The sequence below is a fragment of the Sphingomonas colocasiae genome, from assembly GCF_019880585.1.
GTDB lineage: Bacteria > Pseudomonadota > Alphaproteobacteria > Sphingomonadales > Sphingomonadaceae > Sphingobium_A > Sphingobium_A colocasiae.
This window is the reverse complement of record NZ_JAINVV010000001.1, coordinates 35,731-61,191: the sequence shown is the minus strand read 5'-3', so window position 1 is coordinate 61,191 and position 25,461 is coordinate 35,731. Positions and strand designations below refer to the sequence as shown.

Here is a 25,461-nt window from a genome sequence, read left to right as displayed (position 1 = left end):
GCTCAAGCGCCGCGCGGACTTGACCAAAATGCGATGAGTCACGCTCATCGCATCTTGGTATCAGCCCTTCACAGCGGCGGCGCGCCATTCGCCGGGCGCCACGCCATCCAGCGCCCAGTCGCCAATGCGCCAGCGCACGAGGCGGAGCGTGGGATAGCCGATCGCGGCGGTCATGCGGCGCACCTGGCGATTGCGCCCTTCACGGATCGTCAGGCTGATCCAGCGATCCGGCACGCTCTTGCGGAAACGCACGGGCGGATCGCGCAGCCAGAGCGCCGGATCATCGATACATTCCGCCTCTGCCGGTCGCGTCGGGCCGTCATTGAGCATCACGCCGCGCCTCAGCGGTTCGAGAGCGGCATCATCGGGATCGCCCTCCACTTGGACGAGATAGGTCTTGGGCAGTTTGAAGCGCGGATCCGCGATGCGCGCCTGAAGCCTGCCGTCGTCGGTCAGCAGCAAAAGCCCCTCGCTGTCGCGATCGAGCCGGCCGGCCGGATAAACCCCGGGCATATCGATGAAATCGGACAAGGTCGCCCGCGCGCCCTCGGTTCCGCGATCGGTGAATTGCGAGAGCACGCCATAAGGCTTGTTGAACAGGATCAGCCGCGCCATCGCACGCTTTCAGGCTTCATCAAGATCGGTTCAGCGCGCGCCCGCGCGCTTCCGCCAGGCCGCCGCGACAATCTCGTCCAGCCCGGTCGGCCGGATGCCCAGTCTCGCGAACTCGGCGAACACCGCATCCCACCAGGCGTAGAACTCCCTGAGATCGGCAGCGTCGCGAACATAGGGGGTAAAACCGGCTTCCAGCGACGGCGAATGAAAGGACAGGCTGAAGATATCGAGCCCTTCCCCCGCCAGCACACGGATCGCCTCGCACGCCTCATGCTTGCCATAACCTTCGGGCGTCAGCGGCACGCGCGTGAACAGGCCGGTGCGCGACAATATGCCCTCGCCGCGCGGCAGGATCTGGCTGAGCCGGTGCAGCGAACGCCCGAAGACGCGCAGATGGCCGATAAAGGCGGCGGTCAGCGGCACTTCGAGCAGGGTCCCCTTGGGACCGGCCCAGAAAGGCTCCAGCCCGAAGCCGATGAAATCCGGCCCGCCTTCGCCATGATAGCGGAACAGGCTGCGCACCGAGACGTCCAGCCGATAACCCAATGATTCCAGGATGGCGGCGCTGTTGGGGCCGATGCCGTAGCGACCGGCGCGATAGATGTCGGGCCGCTTGCCGAAACGCTCGGCGATCCGTTCGGTCAGCGCCACGATCTTCGCACGCTCGAGCGCGGGCGGAAGATTGCCGCAGAAGCTGTTGCGCGGCGTCAGTTCTTCCTCGAACGGCGGATTGACCCAGGTGTGAAGCTGGGTGCCGATCGAGCAGGCGCCGCTTTCGAGCCACGGCCCCATGATCGCGACCGCCTCGTCGCTGTCGGCGATGGGATGATCGACGACATAACAGGGCGCGACACCATTCGCCTCGAACATCGCCTGGCCTTCGGGAAGCGCCCGCACCGTCTCGGTCGCGACATTCTCGCGCGCCAGCGGCTTGGTCCAGTCGAACTCCTCCTCGGTATCGCACACGACGAAGAAGCGCCGGCCGAAATCGGCAGCGAGCGGCGCATGTGCGGAGGCGGGCGGCGGTACGTCGATCCGCACGCCCCGATCCGCGACATTGATTTCTGCATTCCCGGCAAGCTGCGGCTCGGCGATCGCGTCAGCCACTATTTTCCCCCTTCGCCGGCGTCCCGATCGCGCCAGGCAGGACCAGCGCGAAACTGTCCGCACCGATCACGAACTGCCCGCCCGCAGCAAGCGCCAGATTGCGCACCAGGCGCAGCGCGAAACCGAGGCCCAGCAGCGGCGCTTCCGGCCAGTCGCCATCGGGGCTGTAGCCGGGATCGAGCAGCGCGCGCTCGTCCTGTTCCCCCAACGCGCGCGGGCGCCCGATCCTGAGCGCGACCTGCGAGGTTTCGGGCTCCAGCTTGACGCTGAGCGCTTCCCCCGACGCGGTGACCGCGATCACCGCCGCCAGCAGGCGCGAAAACATGCGTTCAAGCGCCGACGGGTCCACCGACAAGGCGGGCAGGCCCCGCGCGACGCTCACCCGCAGATGAACGCCGCGATCGTCGGTGAGCGGCGCGAGCTCGCCGCAGACGCGCTCAAGCAGCGCCGCACCATCGACCCGCGCACGTTCCAGCCGCAGCGCGTTACTGTCTACACGTGCGGCGGTGTCGAGATCGTCAACGGCGCCGAGTAGTCGGCGCGCCTCCCCCAATATCTCGATCGCCTTCGACCGATAATCCTGCGCGGCCGGCCCAAGCATCTGCCGATCGATCATCTCGGCGAAACCGAGGATCGCGTTGAGCGGCGTGCGCAGTTCATGGACAAGCTGGCGCAGCGACTCGGGCGGCAGCGCCGATCCATAGAGGCCGGTGCCGCCGCCGGGCACGCGCGCGACCTCGTCGATGCGCGGACGGCGGGCAGTGCCGCGATAGCCGGTGAAGCGGCCATCCTTGTGATTGAAGAAAGGCACGGCGGAAATCCGCCATTCGCCCGACGATGCCCCGCCCCCGGCGACAGACAACCGCGCATCGCGGAACGGGGCGCGGCGGCGATAGGCACCGGCGACATGGCCATCGACACCATGATCATGCGCATCGGCCACCGCCGCGATCGAAATGCCGATCAGCGGCTCACGCGGGGCGCCCTCGACCCAGGTGACGATACCGTCCGATCCGGTTTCGAAGCGAAAGGCCTCCGCCTGCGCCGTGTCCACGCTCGGCCCCGCCTCGGCCGCAGGGAGTGGACGTTCGCGACGATAGGCGGCGATACGATCGACCAACTCGCGGATCTGTACCCCGCCGGTCAACGGATCGGGCTCGGGCGGTCCGTCCAGCGCCGCGACGGGATCCGTTTCAGCCTGAGATTCGAAAGCGGTTTCCGCGGACGGGCCGGCGATCACCATATCGGCGGCGCCGAAGCTGGCCAGCGCATGCGCCACTGCGGGGTCCAGATCGGTGCGATGCCGCAGCAGCGCACGCACGGGCGGCGGAAGCGCCGGCAGCAAGGCGGTCCATTGATCGACATCGAATCGCGCCGTACGCGCGAGCGGCGCCGCGATCCCCGCGCCGTCCTCCGCGAAAAAGGCGAACAGCGCGGGCGGAATCCTGCGGCCGGCAAGAGCACGCGCGGTCTGTGCCCGCTCGACGGCGGGAACCCCACCGCGCCAGGCCCGCAGCGTGCCGTACACGGTATCCACCTGATCATGGTCGGTGCGGCACTGGGCCACAAGATCGACGAGCTGGCGCCAGGCGACGCGGCGTGCCTCCGGCGTCGCGCCCGATCGCGCAATCACCGTCGCCGCCATGTCGTCGAACCGCAAAGCGCTCGCTCCTCGCAATGCCAGGCCCCATTTCGCGGCCCGCTGCCAAGCTGGATAGCCAAGGCGAAGGTTCAGGGGAACCCAGGAAAAAGCTGCCGTTGCAATGTGGGACAATTGCAATGGCTCGTAATTAAATTATACACTGGCGCCTATACCGGAATGGAAGTTCTTCTGATGGCGCAATTATCCATCGACGATCTCGATCGTCAGATTCTCGCCCTGCTTCAGGGCGACGGACGCATGACGAATGTCGAACTCGCCTCGCGCATCGGGCTTACGGCCCCACCCTGCCTGCGGCGCGTCCGCAGCCTGGAAGATGCCGGGGTGATCCAGGGCTACAACGCCCGGCTCGATCAGGCGGCGCTCGGCTATGGCATCACCATCTTCGCGATGGTCAGCCTGCGCAGCCAGGCGGAAGCCGATCTGCAGGCGTTCGAGAATCATGTCGCGGACCTGCCGGAAGTGCGCGAATGCTACATGCTCAACGGCGAAATCGATTTCCTGCTGAAGATCGTCGCGCGCGACCTTCAGAGCTTCCAGAATTTCCTGACATCCAAACTCACCCCCGCACCCAATGTGATCAGCGTGAAAACGTCGCTGACCATCCGCCGTTCGAAATACGAACCCGGTGTGCCCTTCGAAGATGTCGACCTGCCCTAGAGCAGGTGATCCGCTGGAAGCGGATCGCATGTTCGGGAGCCATATTTTACAGTGATTTTCGCGTCGCTGGCCTGTGGCTCGGGTCGTTCGACGATTCCATCGAACTAATAAATCGTCCTGAAACGCGGCCGCGCGCATTGCCAGCTTGAGTGACGGACACGAAAAAGGGGCGGCGCGCGAAGCACCGCCCCTCTTTTCATGGGTCAGAACGCTCAGGCGGTCTTGTCGAGCCAGGCCGTCCAATATTGCGCGATACCGGCGCGGGGCGCACCCTGCACCTTGGCGAAGGCCGCCTTGGCGGCATCCTTCTGCCCCTGGCGCGCGAGCGCGATGCCGAGACGGGTGTTGACCTCGTCGGCATCGACGCCGCCCTTTTGCAGCGCCAGTTCGTACAGGGTCACCGCCTTCGCATAATCGCCATAGCCGAGATAGGCATTGGCGACGCCGGAGGCGCTGACGCCGTTCGCCGCACCGGCCGCGCTCTTCTCTTCCGCTGCAAGCGACGCACGGTCGCCGGCGACCTTGGCGGTCACTTCCTTGTGCAGTTCGTTGACGTCAGGGCTGGTGCCGGGCGACTTGCTCGCCTTCAGGTGATCGAGCACCAGCTTCGCTTCGCCCGGCAAACCGGCGCGGCTCGCGAGGAAAGCATATTCATAATGATCCTTCTCGCCCGCAAGCGAATCGGTCGCGAGCATCAGGCGGTAAAGGTCGATCAGCGGCTTGTCGGCCGGATTCTGGCTGTCGCGGAACAGCACCAGCGCGGTCCGCCAATTCTCGGCCGAAGGATAGGCCTTCACGTGCATCATCGTCCAGCGCGTGACTTCGCTGTTCAGCTTGCCCTTGTACGCCTGACCGAAACCGAACTTGTACCAATCCTCCGGCGCCTTCTTGCCCGTGGCTTCCTCAGCCTGGATCGCCTTTTCGAGCGTCGTCAGGACCTGCGGATATTTGCCGGTGTCGGCATAGATCTTGGCCTGGCTCAGATAGAGATCGGTGGTGGCGTAGTTGGCGGCCGCAGCAGCGGCATATTCGGTCTCCGCCTTCGCATAGTCCTTGCGATCCGACGCGAACTTGCCGGCGAAGAAGTGATATTTGCCGACATCGGCGGCCGGAAGCAGGCCGGTGCCGAGCATGGCGGTGATCGCCTTTTCCTGCGCGGCCGTGTTCTGCGTCTTGGTGCCGACGTCCAGGCGGTACTGGTTGAGCGTGTAGATTTCCTCCGGCGTCTTGGCGGCCGGCTCTGCGGCGTCGATGGCGGCCATGGTGCCCGGCCAATCCTGCGCCTTGTACACCTTGTCGATCGGACCGGCGGCCTCACGGAATTCCTTGCTGAGCTTCAGCGGCGCGGCTTTTTCTTCCTTGGGCTTCTTCTGCGCCTGCGCGGGAAGCGCCGCGATCGACACGGAGCCCAGCGCCAGCACGATTCCGAGCGCCGTCTTCGATACCAGTTTCATTGATCGTTTCTCCAATCTGAATCATGGCCGCGCCGTCACCGCGCGTTCGCCACGCTGCCTAATCCTGCCGGCCTTGCGGCACAAGCCTTGCAACGACCGACCGTGCAACGGCTCATTCCTCTTGCGGTTCCGGCGCTTAATCGCGGTTGAACGCGGTTGCGCGCTATCACTTTGACGCGGCCAAGCCCGATGGTCTAGGCGGCGCGCAATGTTGGCTTTCCTCTCTCCCGCGAAATCGCTCGACTATGGCTCTGAAATCCCGGCCTTTGCCGCGACGAGCCCGCGCTTCGAATCCGAATCGGCGATTCTCGCCGACGCCGCCGCCACGCTGTCCGCCCAGCGGCTGATGGCGATCATGGACATTTCCGAGAATCTCGCGGTGCTCAACGCGGAGCGCTACGCGAATTTCGCCAACCTGCCGACGCGGCCCGCCATCTACGCCTTTGCCGGTGACGTCTATGTCGGATTCGAGGCGCGGACGCTGGATGAAGGCGCAATCCGCTTCGCGCAGGATCATGTCCGCATCCTCTCGGGCCTCTACGGCCTGCTCCGTCCGCTCGACGCGATCCGCCCCTACCGCCTTGAAATGGGCACGCGCTGGGCGCCCGCAAGCGGCGACCTCTACGGTTTCTGGGGTCAGCGCATCGCCGATCTCGCGGCGGCGGACCTGAAGGCGGAAGGATCGGACACGATCGTCAACCTGGCCAGCCGCGAATATTGGGGCGCGGTGGAAGGCCGGCTCGATCCCGCCATCCGCGTGATCACCATCGATTTCCGCGAGGAAGGCCCGGCCGGGCTGCGCTTCAACAGCTTCGCCGCCAAGCGCGCGCGCGGCACGATGGCGCGCTTCATCTGCGAACATCATCATCGCGACGTCGAAGCGCTGAAGGGGTTCGACACCGACGGCTATCGCTTCGAACCCGAAGGCAGCGACGAGACGCTCTGGCGCTTCATCCGCCGCTGAGATCGCATCGAAACTTTCGTGCGCGCGCGTACGTGCGTACGCGCGCGAGGGGTGGCGCTGCCCTTGCCCATGGGCTAGGACGTGTCATCGACACGAAACAAATCTGAAAGCACGAAATTGAGCACCGACGAGACCGTCCTCGCCGACCCTTCGGACATTACCCCGATCAACATCGTCGACGAGATGAAGTCGAGCTATCTCGACTATGCGATGTCGGTGATCGTCAGCCGCGCGCTGCCCGACGTGCGAGACGGCCTGAAGCCCGTCCACCGCCGCATCCTCTATGCCTGCCAGGAAGCGGGCTATGTCGCCGGACGCCCCTATCGCAAGTGCAGCCGCATCGTCGGCGACGTCATGGGTAAATATCACCCGCATGGCGACAGCGCGATCTACATGGCCCTCGCGCGCCTGGCGCAGGACTGGTCGATGCGGGTGATGCTGATCGACGGCCAGGGCAATTTCGGATCGATGGATCCCGACGAGCCGGCGGCGATGCGGTATACCGAAGCGCGGCTCGCCAAGGTGACCAATTACCTGCTCGAGGATCTCGACAAGGACACGGTCGATTTCACGCCGAACTACGACGCCTCGGAGACCGAGCCGCAGGTTCTGCCCGCACGTTTCCCCAATCTGCTGGTCAACGGCGCCGGCGGCATCGCCGTCGGCATGGCGACCAACATCCCGCCGCATAATCTGGGCGAAGTCATCGACGCCTGCCTCGCCTATATCGACCGCGGCGTGCTGGGCGGAGAGGAAGTCACCGTCGACGATCTGATCCAGATCGTGCCCGGCCCCGATTTCCCGACCGGCGCATTGATCCTGGGCCAGCACGGTGCGCGTTCCGCCTATCACACCGGGCGCGGATCGATCATCATGCGCTCCAGGCATGTCGTCGAGGAAGGCCGCGGCGATCGTCGTTCGATCGTCCTCACCGAAATCCCCTATCAGACCGGCAAGAACAATCTGGTCGAGAAGATCGCCGAAGCCGCCAAGGACAAGCGGATCGAAGGCATTTCGGACATTCGCGACGAATCCAACCGCCTGGGCGTCCGCATCGTCATCGATCTGAAGCGCGACGCGACGCCCGATGTCGTGCTGAACCAGCTCTGGCGCCATACGCCTGCGCAGACCAGCTTCCCCGCTAACATGCTGGCGATCCGCGGCGGCCGCCCCGAATTGCTGAACCTGCGCGACATCATCGAGGCCTTCGTCACATTCCGTGAAGAGGTCATCACCCGCCGTTCCAAGTTCGAACTGATGAAAGCGCGCGAACGCGCGCACCTGTTGCTCGGCCTCGTCATCGCGGTCAGCAATCTGGACGAGGTCGTCCGCATCATCCGCGGCTCCTCAAGCCCCGCCGAAGCGCGCGCAGCACTGCTCGCGCGTGAATGGCCTGTGGCGGAGATCGCCGGCTATATCCGGCTGGTCGAAGCTGTCGAGCACGAGGTGGAGGGCGACACCTATCGCCTCTCCGAACTCCAGGTCCGCGCGATCCTGGACCTGCGCCTGCACCGCCTGACCGCGCTGGGCCGCGACGAGATCGGCAACGAGCTCAAGATCCTCGCCGACAGCATCGCCGAACTGCTCGCGATCCTGGCGGATCGCATCAAGCTCTACGGCGTGATGCGCGACGAAATCCAGGCGGTTCGAGACGAATTCGCGACGCCGCGCAAGACCCAGATCGCCCCCGCCGCCGACGGCATCGACGACGAGGATCTGATCGAGCGCGAGGAGATGGTCGTCACCGTCACCATGGGCGGCTATATCAAGCGCACCAGCCTCGACACGTTCCGCGCGCAGAAGCGGGGCGGCAAGGGCCGCGCCGGCATGGCGACGAAGGACGAGGACGCCATCACCGAGCTGTTCGTGACGTCCACCCACACGCCGGTGCTGTTCTTCTCGACGCATGGCAAGGTCTATCGCATGAAGGTGTGGCGCCTGCCCGAAGGTGCCCCCGCCACGCGTGGCCGATCGATGAACAACCTGCTGCCGCTGGCCGAAGGCGAGACGATCTCGACCGTGCTGACATTGCCCGAGGACGAAGCGGAGTGGAGCAAGCTCCATGTGATCTTCGCGACCGCGCATGGCGGCGTCCGCCGCAACAGCATGGATTCCTTCTCCAACGTGCCGACCAACGGCAAGTTCGCGATGCGTTTCGACGAGGACGCGACCGATCGGCTGATCGGCGTCGCATTGCTGACCGAAGAGGACGACGTCCTGCTCGTGACACGCCAGGGCAAGGCGATCCGCTTCGAAGCGACGGCGGTGCGCGAATTCCAGAGCCGCACCTCGACCGGCGTGCGCGGCATCACGCTGAAGGATGGCGACGAGGTGATCTCGCTCTCCATTCTGCATGGCTCGGACGCCTCCACGGAGGAGCGCGAGGCCTATCTCCGCGCCGCGCCGTGGAAGGAGAACGAGAACGAGCCGACGCTTTCGCCCGAGCGCATGAAGCAGCTTGAGGACGAGGAGGAATTCATCCTCACCGTCTGCGCCAACGGCTATGGCAAGCGCAGCTCGGCCTATGAATATCGCCGCACCAACCGCGGTGGCCAGGGCATCACCAATATCGACAATATCGGCCGCAACGGACCGGTGGTCGCCAGCTTCCCCGCGCATGCGCACGAACAGCTCATGCTCGTCACCGATCAGGCCAAGCTGATCCGCATGGGGCTGGATACGCTGCGCGTGATCGGCCGTGGCAGCGCGGGCGTCCGCCTGTTCAACGTCTCCGACAATGAGCATGTCGTGAGCGCCGCGAAGATCGAGGAAAGCGACGACGAGGCCGAAGCCGACGCGGAGGCGACCGAAGCAATCGGAGAAGTCGAGAGCGGCACCCCCGAAGCGCCTGCCGGCGAATAACCGGCAGGCGGCCACCGAGGCCGCGTTAACCCATCGTCTTTCCGGAAAATTAAGCGTCACCGGCTAAGGCCGGCACATGGTGCGCTGCCGGCAATCCGCATGGGCGTAGAGCCCGGAATCCCCGCCATGACACGGGGAGCGCCCGCCGGCCCGGCGCCGGCGGCGATGTTGCTTGCGCCCGACGCGCTCGACCCTGCGCTGGTGACAAGCTGGCGTGATCTGGTGCGCCATGCCGCCGAACCCAACAGCTTCCTGGAACCCTGGTTCCTGTTGCCAAGCCTGGCCCATCTTTCCGATGGCGCGGACATTCGCATCGCCGTCGTCACCACGGGCCGGATGATGATCGCGCTGATGCCCGTCGTCATCGCCCCACGCTACGGCCGGATGCCCGCGCCCCATGTCGAAAACTGGGTACACGGCCAGAGCTTCCTGGGGACGCCGCTGCTGCGCGCCGGGCACGAGACCGAGGCCGCGGCGGCGCTGATCGGCCTGTTCGATGGCCATGACTGGGCGCGCGGCTTCGTCCACATCACCCATATCGCCGAGCATGGCCCCGTGCATCGTGGTTTTGTCGCCGCCGCGCAGGCGCGCGGGCGCCCCTGCGACACCGTCCATCATCGCTCGCGCGCGCTGCTCGAAAGCGATCTCGACGCCGATGCCTATATCGAGCACGCGATCCGCGGCAAGAAACGCAAGGAGTTCCGTCGGCTCGCCAACCGCCTGGGCGAGCTCGGCAAGGTCGAGACGCGGATATGCGGCACGTCGGACAATCCCGCCGCCTGGGCCGCCGAATTCCTGCGGCTGGAAAGTGCTGGCTGGAAAGGCAGCGATGGCGAGGCGCTGGCCAATGCCGATGCCACGCGCGGCTTTTTCGAGGCGGTGATCCGGGGCGCAGCCGACGCGCGCGCGCTCGACATGCTGCGGCTGGACCTGGACGGGCGGGCAATCGCCATGCTCGTCAATTTCCAGGCAACGCCGGGCAGCTTCTCCTACAAGATCGCCTATGACGAGGAATTTTCGCGCTTCTCCCCTGGCGTGCTGATCGAGCTCGACAATATCGCGCGGGTGCTGGGCTCCGATACGATCGGCTGGATGGACAGTTGCGCCGCCGAAGGCCATCCGATGATCGACCGGCTCTGGACCGAACGGCGATCGATCGTCCGTATCACCCTGCCGCTGTCGGGCATGGCCCGCCGCGTAGAATTCAAACTCTGCCGCGCCGCCGAAAACGCGTCGGCGACGCTTCGTACCCTGCTTGCCGACCGGAAAGGCGCGACATGACCGATATCCTCGCTTTCGACGACGCATCGCGCGACGCGCTTGCCGCCGCCTATCCCGAAACACCCGCGCCTCTGCCGCACCGGTTGCTCGCCCATCCGCTGCTGACCCTGGAATCGCTCGCCGAACTCGGCGCGCGCCTGCCCGCGAAGAGCGTCGAATATAACAGCGGCACGCTGCCGATCGGCGTCGATCCCGCCGCCACGCCGGGCAACGGCCTGGGCATCGAGGAGACGATCCGGTCGATCGAGGAGAATGGATCATGGATGGTGCTCAAGAATGTCGAGCAGGATCCGGGCTATGCCGCGCTGCTGAACGGCGCGCTGGCGGAGATCGTGCCGGTGATCGATCCCGTCACCGGGCCGATGGACAAGCTCGAGGCCTTCATCTTCGTCTCGTCCCCCAATGCGGTCACGCCCTTCCATTTCGATCCAGAGCACAACATCCTGCTCCAGATCCGCGGCAGCAAGACGATGACAGTCTTCCCCGCCGATGACGCGGAACTCGCCAGCCACTATGCACATGAAGCCTTTCATCGCGGCGAGCATCATCGCAACCTGCCCTGGCAGGAGGCGTTCGGGGCCAAGGGGCAAGCCTTTACGCTGACGCCTGGCAAGGCGATCCATGTGCCGGTCAAGGCGCCGCACTGGGTGCAGAACGGGCCGGAGGTGTCGATATCCCTGTCGGTCACCTGGCGATCGGACTGGAGCCTGGAAGAGGCGGACGCGCGCCTCGCCAATCATTACCTGCGCAAGCTGGGCCTCGATCCCAGCGCCCCCGGCCGCTTCCCTCAGCGCAACCGCACAAAGGCGATCGCGCACCGCGCCTATGCCAAGGCGGTGCGGACGATCAAAGGCGCCTGAGCCGCTTTATCGATTGCGGTCTTCCTTTGCCTGACGTCTGGCCCGGCGCGCTTCCCGCCTGGTTCTGCAGGGTGGTTCGGCGGATGGAGGCGGACTTCGCCGCTTGCGTGAGGGCACCAGATCTCCCCCGCCAAACAACGACAGAATATCCGCAAGAACATCGCCGATCATATGCCGGATTTATCGGCGACCCTGCGAAACGACAATGCAGGATGGGGAGCGGACGGAGCCGCTCCCCCGATTGACCGACGTCAGCGGCGGATCGATCGGCGCCAATGGCCGTGCAGAGCCGCGATATCACCGCTTGTCAGCAATGGCATCGCCGCGCTGAGTGCCGCTTCGGACCAATGCCACCACTCCATCTCCAGCAGCATGGCAATGCATGCGTCGCTGAACCGCTTGCGGATCGGCCTGGCGGGATTGCCGCCGACAATCGCATAGGGTTCGACGTCGCGCGTCACCAGCGCCCGTGTCCCGATGATCGCGCCGTCGCCGACATGGATGCCGGGCAGGATCACCGCTTCGGACCCGACCCAGACATCATGCCCGATCACCGTGTCACCCGCCGGCAGATAGCCGTTCTCCGCGCCCGCGAACTCGGGTGCATCGGGGTAGAAATGGAACGGAAAGCTGCTGATCCAGTCGTGCCGGTGCCCCTGATTGCCGGCCATGATGAAGGCGGCGCCCGAACCGATCGAACAGAAACTGCCGATGATCAGCCTGTCGGCATTCGCGTCGGGCAGCAGGTAGCGGGCGCAATCGTCGAAACCGTGCCCGTGATAATAGCCCGAATAATAACTGTAACGGCCGACAATGATGTTGGGATGAGTCACCTGACGCCGAAGCGGGATGCCCTTGAACGGACTTTCGAAATAATTGGTCATGAAGATGCTCGCTGCATGGCGGCTCCGCCCGCACGGAGGCGCCGGAGCCGTCGAGACAAAGACAATGCGTGGCCGAACAAGGCGCCCGCCCGTTCAGCCCGATGTTCCTCGCGTCAGTCGCGCGGGAACCCCATGCAGATGCTACACGGCGCGGTCTTCATGCCGGTGCGGATATCCGCTGCCGCCCCCTGCTGGCAAGAGGGGGCAGGCATAAGCCAGCGCCGTTTGAGCCTTACAGGCCGTGGATGCTTCAGGCCCCCGTCGCCGCAGCGATGACGGCCTTCGCCTCTGCGATGGCGGCGGCGGCGGTCTTGCCACCCTTGGCGACCTCATCGGCCAGTTTCATCAGTTTCGGACCGGTGACCGATCCGTTCTCCGGCTCCTCCTGCACGGTCACGCCGTCATGCGCCACGATCGCGGCATCCCAGGCGGCGCGCACCGCCGCCCAATAGGCCTTGGTCTTCTCCCAATATTCATCGGCCTTGGCGACCTGGAAGCCGGTGTCGGTATCGTAGCTGTTGATCACGGTCTCCTGCACCACGGCGGACAGCGATCCGCCGCGCGAGGCGAGCTTCATATTGTCCTGGGTATGCACCCAGCCATCGGGCGTCAGCGCATGGCGATTGACGCCGAGATAGCGATCATAGACCGGCTTGCGCACGGCATCGCGGCGCGCGAGCGGACGCCAGGTCTCCGCGCTGGTCCAGCGCGGCGCGCCCAGATCGTGCTGCCAGCGCCCCACCCCACCATAACGCGGAGAATCGTCGGTCTGCCACACCGTCTGCGACCATGCGCCCTTGCGTTCGGCCTCCGGCACCGGCTTCAGTTTCCAGTGACCCGCGCCCTGATATTCGAGCAAGGTCGCGGGCTCATAGCTCCAGTCCTGCCGCCAGTGCTTGACGAGGAAGACCTCGCCCTCATGGCTCACCACCAGGATATGCTGGAGGCGGATGATCCGGCCGGTATCCTCGACCACGCGGACAACTTCGAACCCGCCCGATGTTTTCGGATCGATCGGCTTGTAATCGGCGCTCCACGGCACGGTTTCGCGGAAATCGAAGTTGACGTGGAACGTGCCCGCCATGCCGAGAATGGCCTTGCGATCCGCCTCGAAACCGCTCTGCACGGCGGTCTGCGCCGCGCCCTGCGCCGGTGCCGCCGGCGCGAACGCGATGATGTGAAGCGCCGCCATGCCCGCAAGCGCGAGACGCGCGATCGACTGTTTCATGATTGTCCCTCTCGTTTCGGTCGAAGCGCGGTCAGAAGCGCGCGGTCAGCGAGACGCTGATATTGCGGCCCGGCTGGGTATAGGCGTCGGTCACGGTGCTGCTCGCCGCCAATCCGCGAACATCGCTCCACCACGCATATTTCTCGTCAAGGATGTTGAAGATGCCCGCACGCAGCGTGAACGCTTCGGCGACGCGGACAAAGGCGGTGGCGTCCAGGATCGTGAAATCCCCGGGCCGGTAATTGCCCGCCGCGGCGCGGCTTTCCTCCTTGCGCGCCGAATGCGTCATTATGAACTGGCCGCCGAAGCGGTTGCCCGGATCGCGCCAGCCGATGCCCGCCACCAGCTTGAGCGGATCGATGCTCTGGAGTGGCGCGCGCACGGCCCCGCGAAAACTGTCGCCCTTGGCATAGGAAATGGCGAGTTGGCCGAACAGGCCGCTGTCGCCATGCACTTCCAGCTTGCCTTCGATCCCCTCGATCTTCACGCGGGCCAGATTGACATATTGATAGATGGTCGGATTGGCGCCGACCGGGCTCACCGTTTCCTGGCTGATGAAATTGCGGAACCGGCCGCTGAAGCCGGTGATCCCCGCCAGCACATGATCGCTGGCGAAACGCACGCCGCCCTCGATCGATTTGCTCGTCTCCGGCTTGAGATCCGGATTGGGAATGGTGCGATAGGCACCGAAGGGCGAGGTCAGGTTTTCGAAGAACTGGTTGACCTGGCTCGGCGCCGGCGCCTTGAAGCCATGGGCATAGTTCGCGAACAGGCTGGCCCCGCCCCCGAGTTTCGCGACCGCGCCGATCTTGGGAGACAGGCGCGATCCGTTCTGCTTGGCGGCCGCGAAGGTCGGCAGCAGCGGATCGTCCTTGGGGCTCAGATCATAATAGTCGAAGCGGATCGCGGGATAGAGGGTGAATCGGCCATCGGCGATCTCGATCCGATCGACAGATAAGCGCCCGCCAGCGTGAAATCGGTGACCGGGAATGCGCGGGTCGGGAAGGTTTCGGGCGCGGTCGGCACCGTACCGCTCCGCAAACCCTTCTGCCGCGTGACCGAAGCGTCGGCGCCCCATGCCAGCTCGTGAGAGATCGCGCCGGTATCGAAGCCGCTGCGGAAATCGGCGGCTGCGCCGATGACACGATTCTCGAAGATGTTGAGCCTCGTGCGGTCCGCCGCCGTATTGCGATCCTCGGCGATGAACTGGCGGTTCTCGCCATCCTGCCAATAGGCGGTGACCTGCGCGAAATCGATCGCGCCGTCGCCATCATAGCGCCAGTCGATCGCGGCGCGATTGCGTGAGACCGTGTCATGCGCCTGAAGGCCGATCACCGCCGTGGCCGCGAGCGTCGCGGGCGGCGTCGGCGTCGGCGCAACTCCGCTCAGCACATTCGTGTCGACCGCCGATTTCTGATATTCGCCGGTCAGCCGGATGCGGCTGTTCGGGCCGGTTTCGTAGACGATCTTGCCCAGCAGCGCGTCCGATGTCGTGTCCTGCGGATTGGGCGCGGTCCGCCGTGAATCGGGCGAGCGATTGGTCCCCATATTGTCGAGTTCATGGCCGTCACGGCGCGTATAGGCGAGCATCGCCGACCAGCGGCCGCTGCGTCCGGCAAGGATCGCGGTTTCGCTGAACTCCTCGTCCGCGCTGTCATAGGATGCCCGTACCCGGCCGCCGAAACTCCGCCCTTCCCCGATCAGATCGGCGGGATCACTGGTGGTGAAGCTGACCGCGCCGGCAAGACCGTCGCTGCCGTAAAGCGCCGAGGCGGGTCCACGCAGGATCTCGACCGACTTGACCAGCCCCAGATCGACATAGCCGCCACGCCCGGCAGCCTGCGCGCCGAATTCGAAACCGTCGGGCACGCGCACACCATCGACCTGGATCAGCACGCGATTGCCGTCGAGCCCGCGGATATTGAAGCTCGATGCGCCGTCACGCCCGGTGACGCCAAGCGCCGCGCCGAAACGGCTGGGCGACTGGCGAACGCTGACGCCGGGTTCGAAACGGACAAGATCCTTGATGTCCGACGCCATTTCGTCGGCGATCTGCTCGTCGGTCTTCACGGTGACCGTAGCGGGCACGTCCTCGACCTTTTCGGGCGCGCGCGTCGCGATCACCGTGATCGCCGGCGCGCGCGCCGCATCGTCATCCGCCGGAGCTTCCGCCCAGGCAGGTGCGGCGAGCGCGCACGCAATCACGGCCGACAAGGAAGAATGGCGCATCGAAGATCCCCGAAATGATATTGATAGTGATTCTCGATAGCGCTTTAGAATTGTGATTGACCGCGCGTCAAGCGACCTCGGCGAACGGGCCACGCCAAGGCCGTCCGACCGCCAGGGTCGGGCAATGGAAACAACGAAAACTCTCGATTTGGCGGCTCAGCCGCCGATGGACGCCGTCAGCGACCGGGCCACGCCCAGGAAGATGAGGAGCTGGCCGAGATAATAGAGCAGCCAGATCGCGGTGCCGATCCAGATAGCCCCTTCGAACGCGCCCATGCGCGCGAAGATCAGCAGGTCGGACACCAGGAACATCATCGCGCCGATGCCGGTGCGCAGCCGCGGAAAGCGGCTTGCCCAGGCAGCACCCGCCATCGCAGCGACGAACAGCGCGTAAAGCCCGACTCCGCCTGCCTGTGCCCGATCGGCGGGCAAGGACCAGGCGATGAAGGTTCCAAGCGGAACCACGGCCAGCGCTAGGATAAGCTGGCTGGGTGCCAAAGCGGGCCGGCGATTGGCGAGATAGAGCGTGATCGCCACGATATGCGCGGCCATGAATGCAAGAGCCCCCGCCGTGAGGCCGGCGATTTCAAGCAGAACGTCGCCGAGCGCCCCCAGGGCCAGCATCGACGCGAGCAGCCAGCCGTCCCGCCCGCGCGCCTCGACCGCCGCGGCGACCGCGAGCAGAGCCACGCCCGCGCCCTTCCAGACCGTGCCGATATCCGACGACCAGGAAAGGCCAAGCACCGGAATATAGCTGAGGCCGAAGGCGATGCTGAGCGCGACCAGGATGCGCGCCGCCCTGCTCAGCCCGGCTTGTGGCACACCGCCTCCACGTTGATCCCGTCAGGATCGAACACGAACGCCGCATAATAATCGGGATGATAATGCGGCCTGAGCCCGGGCGCGCCATGATCGGTGCCGCCGGCCGAGAGCGCGGCCGCATGAAACGCGTCGACCATCGCGCGATCCTCGACCGCGAAGGCGACATGCGTCCCCTGCCCCACGCGCTCATTGTCGCCAATCCAGAAAAAGGGTTTTCCGTTCGCGCCATAGCCGATAGCGGTCCCGCTGGACTCGGTCAGTTCCGGGCCGACTTCCATCAACTCGACGATGCCGAGCGGCGCCAACGCCCGTGCGTAAAAGGCGCGAGACCGTGCCAGATCCGATATCGCGATGCCGATATGATCGATCATTGCGGGCTCCTCAGACAAAAAGATCGACGATTTCGGCATCGGCGGTGACCGCACGATGCAGCAGCGTGCGATGACATATGCCAGGATCGCGCTCGAAACAGAGCAGCGCGCTCGGTTTCTCGTTCGCCAGTTCGCGCATCTGTTCGGCCTGCACCATCGCCTCGGGCAATTCCAACTGCCCGGCATAGACGCGTTCCAGCCCGGCGCGATTGCCCTTGCGCGCCGCATCACGCCCATCGGGCGGCGTGCCCAATGCCTTCAGGTGGACATAGTCGATGCCGGCATCCTTCAATCCGGCGGCAAGCACATTCTTCGAAAAACCCGGCTTGCGCGACAGCGGCACCGCCCGCACGTCGATGACGCGTTCGACGCCCGCCCCCTTGAGCACAGCGATGAACTGATCCTGCGTGGCGCCTTCATAGCCGATTGTGAACAGCTTCATGGTCGCGAGCATAGCAAAGACGCATGCCCTGCCCTAGAGGCCAGTCGATGACTTACCAGATCCACATCATAGGCGGCGGCCTGGCCGGTTCCGAGGCGGCATGGCAGCTCGCCAATGCCGGCGTGAAAGTTCGGCTTTCCGAGATGCGCGGCGGCGGCGAGATGACGCCGGCGCACCAGACCGACGGGCTCGCCGAACTCGTCTGTTCGAACAGCTTCCGCTCCGACGACGCATCGAGCAACGCGGTCGGGCTGCTCCATGCCGAAATGCGCGCGCTCGGATCGCTGACCATGGCGCAGGCCGATATCCACAAAGTGCCTGCAGGCTCCGCGCTCGCGGTCGATCGCGACGGCTTCTCCGCGGGCGTCACCGCCGCGCTGGAGACGCATCCGAATATCGAGATCGTACGCGAACGGATCGATGCGCTGCCGACCGCCGGCCCGGTGATCGTCGCCACCGGTCCGCTCACCGCCGCGCGCCTGGCCGAAAGCATCGGCGTCGAGACCGGCGCGGATGCGCTCGCCTTTTTCGACGCGATCGCGCCCATCGTCCATCGCGACAGCATCGACATGGACATCTGCTGGATGGCCAGCCGCTGGGACAAGGTCGGCCCCGACGGCGACGGCAAGGATTATATCAACTGCCCGATGACCAAGGAGCAGTATCTCGCCTTCCACCAGGGCCTGCTCGACGGCGAAAAGACCGAATTCAAGGAATGGGAAAAGGACACGCCCTATTTCGAGGGCTGCATGCCGATCGAGGTGATGGCGGAGCGCGGACTCGACACGCTGCGCTTCGGCCCGATGAAACCCGTCGGGCTCGACGATCCCCGCACCGGCCGCTGGCCCTGGGCGGTGGTCCAGCTCCGGCAGGACAATGCGCTGGGCACCCTGTGGAACATGGTCGGTTTCCAGACCAAGCTCAAACATGCCGAACAGGTGCGGCTGTTCCGCACGATCCCCGGCCTTGAAAAAGCGGAGTTCGCGCGGCTCGGCGGGCTTCATCGCAACACCTTCATCCAGTCGCCCAGGCTGCTCGACGGCGAATTGCGGCTGAAGAGCGCGCCGCATATCCGCTTCGCCGGACAGATCACCGGCTGCGAAGGCTATGTCGAATCCTCGGCGGTCGGCCTGCTGGCGGGCCGGTTCGCGGCCGCGGAGCTATCGGGCGCCACGCTCGCCCCGCCGCCGGCAACCACCGCGCTCGGCGCCCTGCTCGGCCACATCACCGGTGGCGCGGCGATCGACGACTATCAGCCGATGAACGTCAATTTCGGGCTGTTTCCGCCGCTGGCGCTGGAACGAAAGACGAAGAAGGCGGATCGAAAGCTGCTCTACACGGATCGCGCGCGCGCCGCGCTGGCCGAGTGGATCGGTGCGGAGACCGTCAGCTCTCCTCTTCCTCCGGAACAGGCCGAGCCGGCGGGCAATCCGGCTTCGGCTTGACCTTCCGCACGACCGCGGTCGTCGCGAATTCGGTTCGGTTGAGCTTGCCCGAACGATCGGCATCGGCCTTGGCGAATTTCTCGCGCGTCTTGATCGACCATTCGTCGAAGGACAGTCGTCCGTCGCGATCGACATCGAGCTTCGCGAATGCCTTGCGCCGGCTTGCGAAATATTCCTCGGCCGCGATCTCCTCGTTCTTGTCCTTGTCGTAGCGGTTGAACCGCTTTTCCTCGCGCGTCTTTTCGGTGGCGGCAGGCGGTTGCGCCATCGCATCGCCCAGAATTGGCAGATCGAGCCCCCGGGCCGCGAGCTTGGGCGGCGGCGGCAGATCATTCTGCTGCCATCCCCGCCATAGCAGGAATCCGGCCCCCATCAGCAGCACCGCCGCAGCCACCCCCGCCAGGAACCGTTCCATCCCGCTCTCCCCGTTTCGCCAGGGAGATATGCTAACCCGCCGCCGCCGCCGCGCAAGGCCTCAGCGGCCAGTCAGCCGGTGGCGCAACATCGCGATCTGACGTGCGGGAGAGCCCGGCCTGGCCGGCGGCAGGCCGGGCTGTGCGTCACGCCGAGCAAGCGTTGCGATCATGCCCAAAGACCGCACCGCCTTCGGCCAGCGCACCGCAAACGCCGTATCGAGCAACGGCCGCGCCAGCGCCAGCGCACGCCGGCTGGTCTCCGCGTCCGAGCAGTGAAAGGCGAAATCGGTCAACGCCCAGCCCCGCCCCGCCATGTCCAGTGCGTCGAGATCTTCGATACCCAGTCTGCCGCCCCCAGCTCGAAACAGAGCCCCGCCCCGCCCCGCGGCGAAGGCGACAAGCGCATGATCCTCGATTGGAAAGGGAACCAGCAATTCGGCCCATCCCTCGGCCATGCCCGCCATAAGCTCCGGCGCAAGCCTGCTCACCGCCAGATCCCGCAGGAGCGGCTCCGCCGGCGCATCGCCGGCGCGCAGGTCCATAAGCGCGTCGCGCCACCAGACCAGTCGCATCTCGCCGATCAGCGGCTCGCGCGTGGTCCGCAGGATATCCGCCAGCTTCGCGTCGAGCGCGAAGAGGAGCGTAAGATCATCCCGCGCGGAGGCGGGTGCATAGTGCAAGGCCAGACTCAGTTCCACACGCTCTCCATGCCCCGGGGACTCCCGCCACATAAGGGTTGTTTAATCATTTGGCCTTAAATCTGCTCCGATTTCGATCGCGCCAGTGGGAACCGGCGAGGTGCTGATTGATGGGTGGGGCGGGAATGTCAAAGGGTCGTGGGACAATGGATTTGCGCTCCGCGCGCGGCTTTCTGTCGCGCCTGGCACGTGACAAGGCTGGCAATACCATGCTGCTCATGGCCGGCGCGCTTGTCCCGATCGCGGGCATGATCGGCGGCGCCGTCGATCTGAGCCGCGCCTATCTTGTTCAAAGCCGCATGCAGCAGGCCTGCGACGCCGGCGCGCTGGCCGGGCGCAAATCGATGTCCGGCAATGTCCTTGCCACCGAAGACAAGGATGAAGCCTATCGCTTCTTCTTCTACAATTTCCCGAACGGAACGATGGGTTCCGCCCAGATCACCCAGGACAGCAGTTCCGCCGCAAACCGCGTATTCGCGAGCAAGACATCGGACAATCAGCTCCAGATCGATGCCTCGACAAGCGTTCCCACCACCATATTGAAGATCGTCAACGTCAGGGACATTCGTGTCAATGTAAGCTGTGAGGCGGAGGAATATTACGTCAACACCGATGTCATGTTCGTCCTGGATACGACCGGTTCGATGAATTGCGCCATTGGCGCCGATATCAGTTGCTCGGCATCCAGCGAAGCCAGCAATTCGAAAATGTCGAACATGAGGACCGCGATCAAGAAACTCTACACGGACCTTATTCCTGCACGCGATGCTCTTACAGTGAAAAGTCTTCGCTTGAGAATCGGATTCGTTCAATATTCCCAGAACGTCAATGTCGGAAAACTGCTCTACGCAAAGAGTACCGACTATATCCGGAACCCCTATCCCTACTATAATAGCGCCGGCACACTGAAGAGCGCCTACAATCATGACTCGAACTGGTTCAACTCGACCTGGACTGGGTGTATCGAAGAACGGTCGACGACAACGGCGCTGACGGCATCGAGCACCACCATCCCCAGCGATGCCTATGATCTCGATATCGCGACCTTGCCGACCAGCGACGCGACACGCTGGGGGCCCGCCGATCCGACGCAGGAGCAATCGGAAGGCTCATCTTCGACCGCGAATGCTTGCCCAAAACCGGCCAAGGCGCTGCAGGAATGGCCGACCCAGGACGGGTTCGACACACATGTCAACACGCTCACCACCGGCATAGGGCGCACCCATCACGATTCCGGCATCATCTGGGGAACGCGCATGATCGCGTCGACCGGCGTGTTCGGTGCCGACAATCCGACGATCTACAACAACGTCAAGGTCGCCAAGACAATCGTCTTCATGACCGACGGATATATGGACGTCGCAACCGATTATTATACGGCCTACAGCGTTCCGAAATCCGCCGGACGGACCGCCTCGAAAAACGCCACCGAGTCGCAGCTCGAGGCGATCCACGAACGCCGCTTCACGCTGATGTGCAGCCGCGCGAAAGAACTCGGCATCGACATCTGGGTGGTGGCGATCCTACCCAGCGGATCGACGATTTCCAGTGCGATGCAGAATTGCGCGACCACGACGAGCCAGGCGATCACGGTCGGCAACTCGACCGACCTGACCGCGGCCTTCAAGCGGATTTCGGACAAGGTCGGCAATCTGAGGCTGGGCCGGTGATCCGGAACTTCAGCCTTGTCCGCTTATGGCGGGACCGCAGAGGCGCGACCGCCGTCGAGTTCGCGATCCTGCTGGCCCCGATGCTCATCTTGTTGATGGGCGCGCTCGATGTCGCCTATCAGCTCTATGCGACCGCTGTTTTGCAAGGTACCGTCCATCAGGCATCGCGCCGTGCATCGCTTGAAGATGCGAACCAGACGACGATCGACACATTCGTCCGCACCAGCCTCGCCTCGATCACGAGCGCCAACAACATCGAGATCGCCGCCGTCAGCTATCGCGATTTCACTGGCGTGGGAAATCCCGAGAAAATCGTCACGGACACCGCCCCGATCGGCACCATCAATGTGGGAGATTGCTGGATCGACGCAAATAAGAACGGGCTCTACGATTCGCAGCAGGGAGGCAGCGGCCTGGGCGGCGCGGAAGACGTCGTCAATTATACGGTGACGATGAAATATAACCGGATCACCCCGATCACCAAATGGCTCGGGTGGGGAAATGTCGCGACGATCACGCGCTCGACCTCACTGCAGAACGAGCCCTATGCAGGCGTTATCGATCCGCCGAAGGTGTGCAAGACATGAGATCGTTCCTCAAATCCGCGGGTGCGTTCATCGGCGGGCTGCTGCGTGAGCGCAGGGCGGCCGCCTATATCGAGTTCGCCTATACCATGCCACCCGTCCTGGTGCTGTTCCTGGGAGGGGGCGAACTGGCCAATATGGCGATCGTCCACACACGGCTCAGCCAATTGGCGCATATGACGGCGGACAATGCGGCGCGCGTGCGCAATCGCATCGACGAAGTCGACATCAATGAGATCTTCATCGGCACCCGGCTTGGCGGCAGTTCCATCAACCTGATGCAGAATGGCCGTGTCATCCTGTCCGAGGTCGAGGACAACGATGCCACGACGAACAACACAACCGACCAGAAGATCATCTGGCAGCGCTGCAAGGGCCTCAAACAGGTCACGTCGAGCTACGGAACCGAGGGCCAGGTACTGACGGAAGCAATCGGCTCGGGCACCCGCCGCATTCAGGCAAAGCCTGGTGACCCGGTGGTGTTCGTCGAAATCCAGTACGACTACACGCCGGTCATCGGGAAATATTTCTTCGCCGCGCGAACGATCAGCTATTCGTCAGCCTATCTCGTGCGTGACCGTCCCGACGGAACGATCCAGAACGGATCGAACCTGTCAGGCAGCCAGAAGGCGACCTGCGGAACATATAGCGCAACCTGATCCCGGAGCCCGTTTGAAAGGCCCCGGAAGGCGCTTCTGTGCGCTTTCTCAAACGGACTCAGCGGTAACAGACCTGCTTCGCCGCCTTCACCACCCGTCCCGCGTCCACCAGCGCCAGCTTCTCCAGGTTGGCTGCATAGGGCAGCGGCACATCCTCGTTGGTGACGCGCAGCACTGGCGCATCGAGATCGTCGAAGCCCTGTTCCATCGCCACCGCGATGATCTCGCTGGAGATCGAGCAGACCGGCCAGCCTTCCTCCACCACCACCATGCGGTTGGTCTTCTTCAGGCTGGCGAGCACCGTGGCGGTGTCGAGCGGCCGGAGCGTGCGCAGATCGATCACTTCCGCGTCGATCCCCTCGCCCGCCAGCGTCTCCGCCGCTTCCAGCGCAACGCCAACGCCGATCGAATAGCTGACCAGCGTCACATCCTTGCCTTCACGCACGACGCGCGCCTTGCCGATCGGCAAAACATAATCGTCGAGCTTTGGCACCTCGAAGCTGCGACCATAGAGCAGTTCGTTCTCGAGGAAGACAACGGGATCCTCCGAGCGGATCGCCGCCTTGAGCAGACCCTTCGCATCTGCCGCGTCATAGGGCGCGATCACGATCAAACCGGGGATCGCCGCATACCAGGGGCCGTAATTCTGGCTGTGCTGCGCGGCGACGCGCGATGCTGCACCGTTCGGGCCGCGGAACACGATCGGGCAGCGCATCTGGCCGCCCGACATGTAATTGGTCTTGGCGGCGGAATTGATGATGTGATCGATCGCCTGCATCGCGAAATTGAAGGTCATGAACTCGACGATCGGCTTGAGGCCGGCCATCGCCGCGCCCGTGCCGACACCCGCGAAGCCATATTCGGTGATCGGCGTATCGATGACGCGCCGTGCGCCGAACTCCTCCAGCAGTCCCTGAGTGACCTTGTAGGCGCCCTGATATTCGGCGACTTCCTCGCCCATCACGAAGATGCGATCGTCGGCGCGCATCTCCTCGGCCATTGCGTCGCGCAGCGCTTCGCGCACCGTGGTCTTGACCATTTCGGTGCCTGCCGGAATGTCCGGATCGGACACGCTGGCACGAACCTCGCCCGCAAGCTTGGATGTGCCGGATTCGGCCTTTTTGGGCTTTTCCTCGCCTTCGCTGCCGACAGGTTCCGCGGCAGCCGGTTCAGGCGACGCGGCCGGTGCCGGCGCGGCCTCGGCGGCCGGCGCCGATGCATCCTCGCCCTCGCCCGCGATCATCGCGATCACGGTGCCGACCTTCACGCCTTCGCTGCCGTCCGGCACGAGGATCTTCGCGATCGTGCCTTCGTCGACCGCCTCGAATTCCATCGTCGCCTTGTCGGTTTCGATCTCCGCCAGGATATCGCCCGATTTCACGGCATCGCCTTCCTTGACGAGCCATTTGGCAAGCGTGCCTTCCTCCATCGTCGGGGAAAGCGCGGGCATCTTGAGTTCGATCGCCATCAGTAAGTATCCACCAGCACGTCCGTGTAGAGTTCCGCCGCTTCCGGCTCGGGCGAGGTTTCGGCGAAGTCCGCCGCCTCCGCCACGATCTTGCGGATCTCCTTGTCGATATCCTTCAGCGCATCCTCGGAAATGCCGAGCGCCTCCAGTTCCTTCTTGGCGTGTTCGATGGGATCGGACTTGTCGCGCACCGCCTGTACTTCCTCGCGCGAGCGATATTTGGCGGGGTCGGACATGGAATGGCCGCGATAGCGATAGGTCTTCAGTTCCAGCAGCACCGGCCCCTTGCCTTCGCGCACCCATTTGACGGCGGTTTCGGCGGCGCCGCGCACCGCGAGCACATCCATGCCGTCAACCTGGATGCCGGGAATGCGGAAGCTTTCGCCCCGGCGATAAAGCTGATCTTCCGCCGAGGAGCGATTGACGCTGGTGCCCATCGCATATTGGTTGTTCTCGATCACGAAGATGATCGGCAGCTTCCACAGCTCGGCCATGTTGAAGCTTTCGTAGACCTGGCCCTGATTGGCGGCGCCATCGCCGAAATAGGCCATGGCGACGCCGCCATCGCCGGCATATTTGTGCTTGAAGGCAAGCCCTGTGCCCAGCGACACCTGCGCGCCGACGATGCCATGGCCGCCATAGAATTTATGCTCGACCGAGAACATGTGCATCGAACCGCCCTTGCCGCGGCTGATCCCGGCTTCGCGGCCCGTGAGTTCGGCCATGATCACCTTGGGATCGATGCCATAGGCGAGCATATGGCCATGATCGCGATAGCCGGTGATCACGCTGTCCTTGCCCATTTCGAGCGCGGACTGGAGCCCGACGGCAACGGCCTCCTGGCCGATATAGAGGTGGCAGAAACCGCCGATCAGGCCCAGGCCGTAAAGCTGGCCGGCCTTTTCCTCGAAGCGGCGGATCAACAGCATCTCACGATAGAATTCGAGCAATTCGTCCTTGCTCGCCTCGTAGCGCGCCGGTTCTTCGGGACGCTCCCGATTGGCCGGCGGCGGCGCGCTCGTCGCGCCCTTGCCGGATTTCGCTGTCGATGTTCTTGCCAACTCATCACCCTGGGGAAGGAG

24 protein-coding genes are annotated in these 25,461 nt (G+C 64.5%); 9 read left to right on the top strand and 15 right to left on the bottom strand.

The window, feature by feature from the left end:
* Positions 1-60: 60 nt before the first annotated feature.
* Genes K7G82_RS00285 through K7G82_RS00275 form a run of 3 tightly spaced genes read right to left on the bottom strand, consistent with a single transcriptional unit; the run spans position 61 to position 3,382 of the window.
* On the bottom strand, positions 61-615 hold the full coding sequence (locus K7G82_RS00285; RefSeq protein ID WP_222987828.1) for a pseudouridine synthase: 555 nt from the start codon (positions 613-615) through the stop codon (positions 61-63).
* 30 nt (positions 616-645) lie between these two features.
* Complete coding sequence (locus K7G82_RS00280; protein ID WP_222987827.1) at positions 646-1,722, bottom strand: polysaccharide deacetylase family protein; 1,077 nt, start codon at positions 1,720-1,722, stop codon at positions 646-648.
* Positions 1,715-3,382, bottom strand: coding sequence for a sensor histidine kinase (locus K7G82_RS00275; RefSeq protein WP_246623153.1), 1,668 nt, complete (start codon positions 3,380-3,382; stop codon positions 1,715-1,717). Before K7G82_RS00275 ends, K7G82_RS00280 begins: the two co-directional genes overlap by 8 nt.
* A 174-nt stretch (positions 3,383-3,556) precedes the next feature.
* Here K7G82_RS00275 and K7G82_RS00270 point away from each other — a divergent pair, with 174 nt between their 5' ends.
* A complete protein-coding gene (locus K7G82_RS00270) occupies positions 3,557-4,042 on the top strand; it encodes an Lrp/AsnC family transcriptional regulator (RefSeq protein WP_222987826.1) in 486 nt (161 codons plus the stop codon).
* A 212-nt stretch (positions 4,043-4,254) separates the two neighbouring features.
* On the opposite strand, the gene K7G82_RS00265 is transcribed toward K7G82_RS00270, so the two are convergent.
* Positions 4,255-5,496: a hypothetical protein gene (locus tag K7G82_RS00265; RefSeq protein WP_222987825.1), complete on the bottom strand. Its 1,242-nt coding sequence runs from the start codon at positions 5,494-5,496 to the stop codon at positions 4,255-4,257.
* A gap of 208 nt (positions 5,497-5,704) precedes the next feature.
* Here K7G82_RS00265 and yaaA point away from each other — a divergent pair, with 208 nt between their 5' ends.
* The 4 genes from yaaA (at position 5,705) to K7G82_RS00245 (ending at position 11,463) form a co-directional block, all read left to right on the top strand.
* Positions 5,705-6,460, top strand: coding sequence for a peroxide stress protein YaaA (gene yaaA, locus K7G82_RS00260; protein WP_222987824.1), 756 nt, complete (start codon positions 5,705-5,707; stop codon positions 6,458-6,460).
* Positions 6,461-6,577: 117 nt separating this feature from the next.
* Positions 6,578-9,322: a DNA gyrase subunit A gene (gene gyrA / locus K7G82_RS00255; RefSeq protein ID WP_246623152.1), complete on the top strand. Its 2,745-nt coding sequence runs from the start codon at positions 6,578-6,580 to the stop codon at positions 9,320-9,322.
* Between the two features lie 126 nt (positions 9,323-9,448).
* Complete coding sequence (locus K7G82_RS00250) at positions 9,449-10,603, top strand: GNAT family N-acetyltransferase (RefSeq protein ID WP_222987823.1); 1,155 nt, start codon at positions 9,449-9,451, stop codon at positions 10,601-10,603.
* The gene (locus tag K7G82_RS00245; protein ID WP_222987822.1) at positions 10,600-11,463 is read left to right on the top strand and encodes a cupin-like domain-containing protein; all 864 of its coding nucleotides are present in this window, start codon (positions 10,600-10,602) and stop codon (positions 11,461-11,463) included. The genes K7G82_RS00250 and K7G82_RS00245 overlap by 4 nt, the downstream gene beginning before the upstream one ends.
* A gap of 251 nt (positions 11,464-11,714) precedes the next feature.
* Here K7G82_RS00245 and catB read toward each other — a convergent pair whose 3' ends face one another.
* The 7 genes from catB to K7G82_RS00215 all read right to left on the bottom strand — a co-directional run bounded on the left by catB (position 11,715) and on the right by K7G82_RS00215 (position 17,439).
* Positions 11,715-12,347 carry a type B chloramphenicol O-acetyltransferase gene (gene catB, locus K7G82_RS00240; protein WP_222987821.1) on the bottom strand — a complete coding sequence of 211 codons (633 nt, stop codon included), beginning with the start codon at positions 12,345-12,347 and terminating at the stop codon, positions 11,715-11,717.
* Between the two features lie 250 nt (positions 12,348-12,597).
* Positions 12,598-13,575 (bottom strand): DUF6607 family protein, encoded by a 978-nt coding sequence (locus tag K7G82_RS00235; RefSeq protein WP_222987820.1) that lies wholly within the window; start codon positions 13,573-13,575, stop codon positions 12,598-12,600.
* A gap of 31 nt (positions 13,576-13,606) precedes the next feature.
* Positions 13,607-14,479: a TonB-dependent receptor domain-containing protein gene (locus K7G82_RS30145; RefSeq protein ID WP_343228513.1), complete on the bottom strand. Its 873-nt coding sequence runs from the start codon at positions 14,477-14,479 to the stop codon at positions 13,607-13,609.
* Positions 14,455-15,804 (bottom strand): TonB-dependent receptor plug domain-containing protein, encoded by a 1,350-nt coding sequence (locus K7G82_RS30140; protein ID WP_343228492.1) that lies wholly within the window; start codon positions 15,802-15,804, stop codon positions 14,455-14,457. Before K7G82_RS30140 ends, K7G82_RS30145 begins: the two co-directional genes overlap by 25 nt.
* A gap of 156 nt (positions 15,805-15,960) precedes the next feature.
* Positions 15,961-16,626, bottom strand: coding sequence for a lysoplasmalogenase family protein (locus K7G82_RS00225; RefSeq protein WP_222987819.1), 666 nt, complete (start codon positions 16,624-16,626; stop codon positions 15,961-15,963).
* Positions 16,608-16,997 (bottom strand): VOC family protein, encoded by a 390-nt coding sequence (locus tag K7G82_RS00220; RefSeq protein WP_222987818.1) that lies wholly within the window; start codon positions 16,995-16,997, stop codon positions 16,608-16,610. Before K7G82_RS00220 ends, K7G82_RS00225 begins: the two co-directional genes overlap by 19 nt.
* 10 nt (positions 16,998-17,007) lie before the next feature.
* Positions 17,008-17,439 carry a DUF488 domain-containing protein gene (locus K7G82_RS00215; RefSeq protein WP_222987817.1) on the bottom strand — a complete coding sequence of 144 codons (432 nt, stop codon included), beginning with the start codon at positions 17,437-17,439 and terminating at the stop codon, positions 17,008-17,010.
* A 47-nt stretch (positions 17,440-17,486) separates the two neighbouring features.
* Between K7G82_RS00215 and trmFO the strand changes: the two genes are divergently transcribed.
* Positions 17,487-18,884 (top strand): methylenetetrahydrofolate--tRNA-(uracil(54)-C(5))-methyltransferase (FADH(2)-oxidizing) TrmFO, encoded by a 1,398-nt coding sequence (gene trmFO, locus K7G82_RS00210; protein WP_222987816.1) that lies wholly within the window; start codon positions 17,487-17,489, stop codon positions 18,882-18,884.
* Here the strand turns inward: trmFO and K7G82_RS00205 are convergent.
* On the bottom strand, positions 18,826-19,299 hold the full coding sequence (locus K7G82_RS00205) for an EF-hand domain-containing protein (RefSeq protein ID WP_222987815.1): 474 nt from the start codon (positions 19,297-19,299) through the stop codon (positions 18,826-18,828). The two genes, trmFO and K7G82_RS00205, sit on opposite strands and share 59 nt — an antisense overlap.
* A gap of 60 nt (positions 19,300-19,359) precedes the next feature.
* Positions 19,360-19,998, bottom strand: coding sequence for a squalene/phytoene synthase family protein (locus K7G82_RS00200; protein WP_222987814.1), 639 nt, complete (start codon positions 19,996-19,998; stop codon positions 19,360-19,362).
* A 146-nt stretch (positions 19,999-20,144) separates the two neighbouring features.
* Here K7G82_RS00200 and K7G82_RS00195 point away from each other — a divergent pair, with 146 nt between their 5' ends.
* From K7G82_RS00195 to K7G82_RS00185, 3 genes are read left to right on the top strand one after another with little or no spacing between them, the layout of a single operon-like run.
* Positions 20,145-21,668: a TadE/TadG family type IV pilus assembly protein gene (locus K7G82_RS00195; RefSeq protein WP_222987813.1), complete on the top strand. Its 1,524-nt coding sequence runs from the start codon at positions 20,145-20,147 to the stop codon at positions 21,666-21,668.
* Positions 21,560-22,255, top strand: coding sequence for a TadE/TadG family type IV pilus assembly protein (locus tag K7G82_RS00190; protein WP_222987812.1), 696 nt, complete (start codon positions 21,560-21,562; stop codon positions 22,253-22,255). Before K7G82_RS00195 ends, K7G82_RS00190 begins: the two co-directional genes overlap by 109 nt.
* Complete coding sequence (locus tag K7G82_RS00185) at positions 22,252-22,911, top strand: TadE/TadG family type IV pilus assembly protein (RefSeq protein ID WP_222987811.1); 660 nt, start codon at positions 22,252-22,254, stop codon at positions 22,909-22,911. Before K7G82_RS00190 ends, K7G82_RS00185 begins: the two co-directional genes overlap by 4 nt.
* 58 nt (positions 22,912-22,969) lie before the next feature.
* On the opposite strand, the gene K7G82_RS00180 is transcribed toward K7G82_RS00185, so the two are convergent.
* Both K7G82_RS00180 and pdhA read right to left on the bottom strand, forming a co-directional pair.
* Positions 22,970-24,379 carry a pyruvate dehydrogenase complex E1 component subunit beta gene (locus tag K7G82_RS00180; RefSeq protein ID WP_222987810.1) on the bottom strand — a complete coding sequence of 470 codons (1,410 nt, stop codon included), beginning with the start codon at positions 24,377-24,379 and terminating at the stop codon, positions 22,970-22,972.
* Positions 24,379-25,440 (bottom strand): pyruvate dehydrogenase (acetyl-transferring) E1 component subunit alpha, encoded by a 1,062-nt coding sequence (pdhA, locus tag K7G82_RS00175; protein WP_222987809.1) that lies wholly within the window; start codon positions 25,438-25,440, stop codon positions 24,379-24,381. Before pdhA ends, K7G82_RS00180 begins: the two co-directional genes overlap by 1 nt.
* Between the last annotated feature and the right edge of the window lie 21 nt (positions 25,441-25,461).

What these genes read in the sequence shown, in the direction of transcription:
- K7G82_RS00285 (WP_222987828.1), bottom strand. Translation starts at nt 615, where the DNA reads ATGGCGCGGCTGATCCTGTTCAACAAGCCTTATGGCGTGCTCTCGCAA.
- K7G82_RS00270 (WP_222987826.1), top strand. Translation starts at nt 3,557, where the DNA reads ATGGCGCAATTATCCATCGACGATCTCGATCGTCAGATTCTCGCCCTG.
- K7G82_RS00265 (WP_222987825.1), bottom strand. Translation starts at nt 5,496, where the DNA reads ATGAAACTGGTATCGAAGACGGCGCTCGGAATCGTGCTGGCGCTGGGC.
- yaaA (WP_222987824.1), top strand. Translation starts at nt 5,705, where the DNA reads ATGTTGGCTTTCCTCTCTCCCGCGAAATCGCTCGACTATGGCTCTGAA.
- K7G82_RS00250 (WP_222987823.1), top strand. Translation starts at nt 9,449, where the DNA reads ATGACACGGGGAGCGCCCGCCGGCCCGGCGCCGGCGGCGATGTTGCTT.
- K7G82_RS00245 (WP_222987822.1), top strand. Translation starts at nt 10,600, where the DNA reads ATGACCGATATCCTCGCTTTCGACGACGCATCGCGCGACGCGCTTGCC.
- catB (WP_222987821.1), bottom strand. Translation starts at nt 12,347, where the DNA reads ATGACCAATTATTTCGAAAGTCCGTTCAAGGGCATCCCGCTTCGGCGT.
- K7G82_RS00235 (WP_222987820.1), bottom strand. Translation starts at nt 13,575, where the DNA reads ATGAAACAGTCGATCGCGCGTCTCGCGCTTGCGGGCATGGCGGCGCTT.
- K7G82_RS30140 (WP_343228492.1), bottom strand. Translation starts at nt 15,804, where the DNA reads ATGCGCCATTCTTCCTTGTCGGCCGTGATTGCGTGCGCGCTCGCCGCA.
- K7G82_RS00220 (WP_222987818.1), bottom strand. Translation starts at nt 16,997, where the DNA reads ATGATCGATCATATCGGCATCGCGATATCGGATCTGGCACGGTCTCGC.
- K7G82_RS00215 (WP_222987817.1), bottom strand. Translation starts at nt 17,439, where the DNA reads ATGAAGCTGTTCACAATCGGCTATGAAGGCGCCACGCAGGATCAGTTC.
- trmFO (WP_222987816.1), top strand. Translation starts at nt 17,487, where the DNA reads ATGACTTACCAGATCCACATCATAGGCGGCGGCCTGGCCGGTTCCGAG.
- K7G82_RS00205 (WP_222987815.1), bottom strand. Translation starts at nt 19,299, where the DNA reads ATGGAACGGTTCCTGGCGGGGGTGGCTGCGGCGGTGCTGCTGATGGGG.
- K7G82_RS00195 (WP_222987813.1), top strand. Translation starts at nt 20,145, where the DNA reads ATGGATTTGCGCTCCGCGCGCGGCTTTCTGTCGCGCCTGGCACGTGAC.
- K7G82_RS00185 (WP_222987811.1), top strand. Translation starts at nt 22,252, where the DNA reads ATGAGATCGTTCCTCAAATCCGCGGGTGCGTTCATCGGCGGGCTGCTG.
- K7G82_RS00180 (WP_222987810.1), bottom strand. Translation starts at nt 24,379, where the DNA reads ATGGCGATCGAACTCAAGATGCCCGCGCTTTCCCCGACGATGGAGGAA.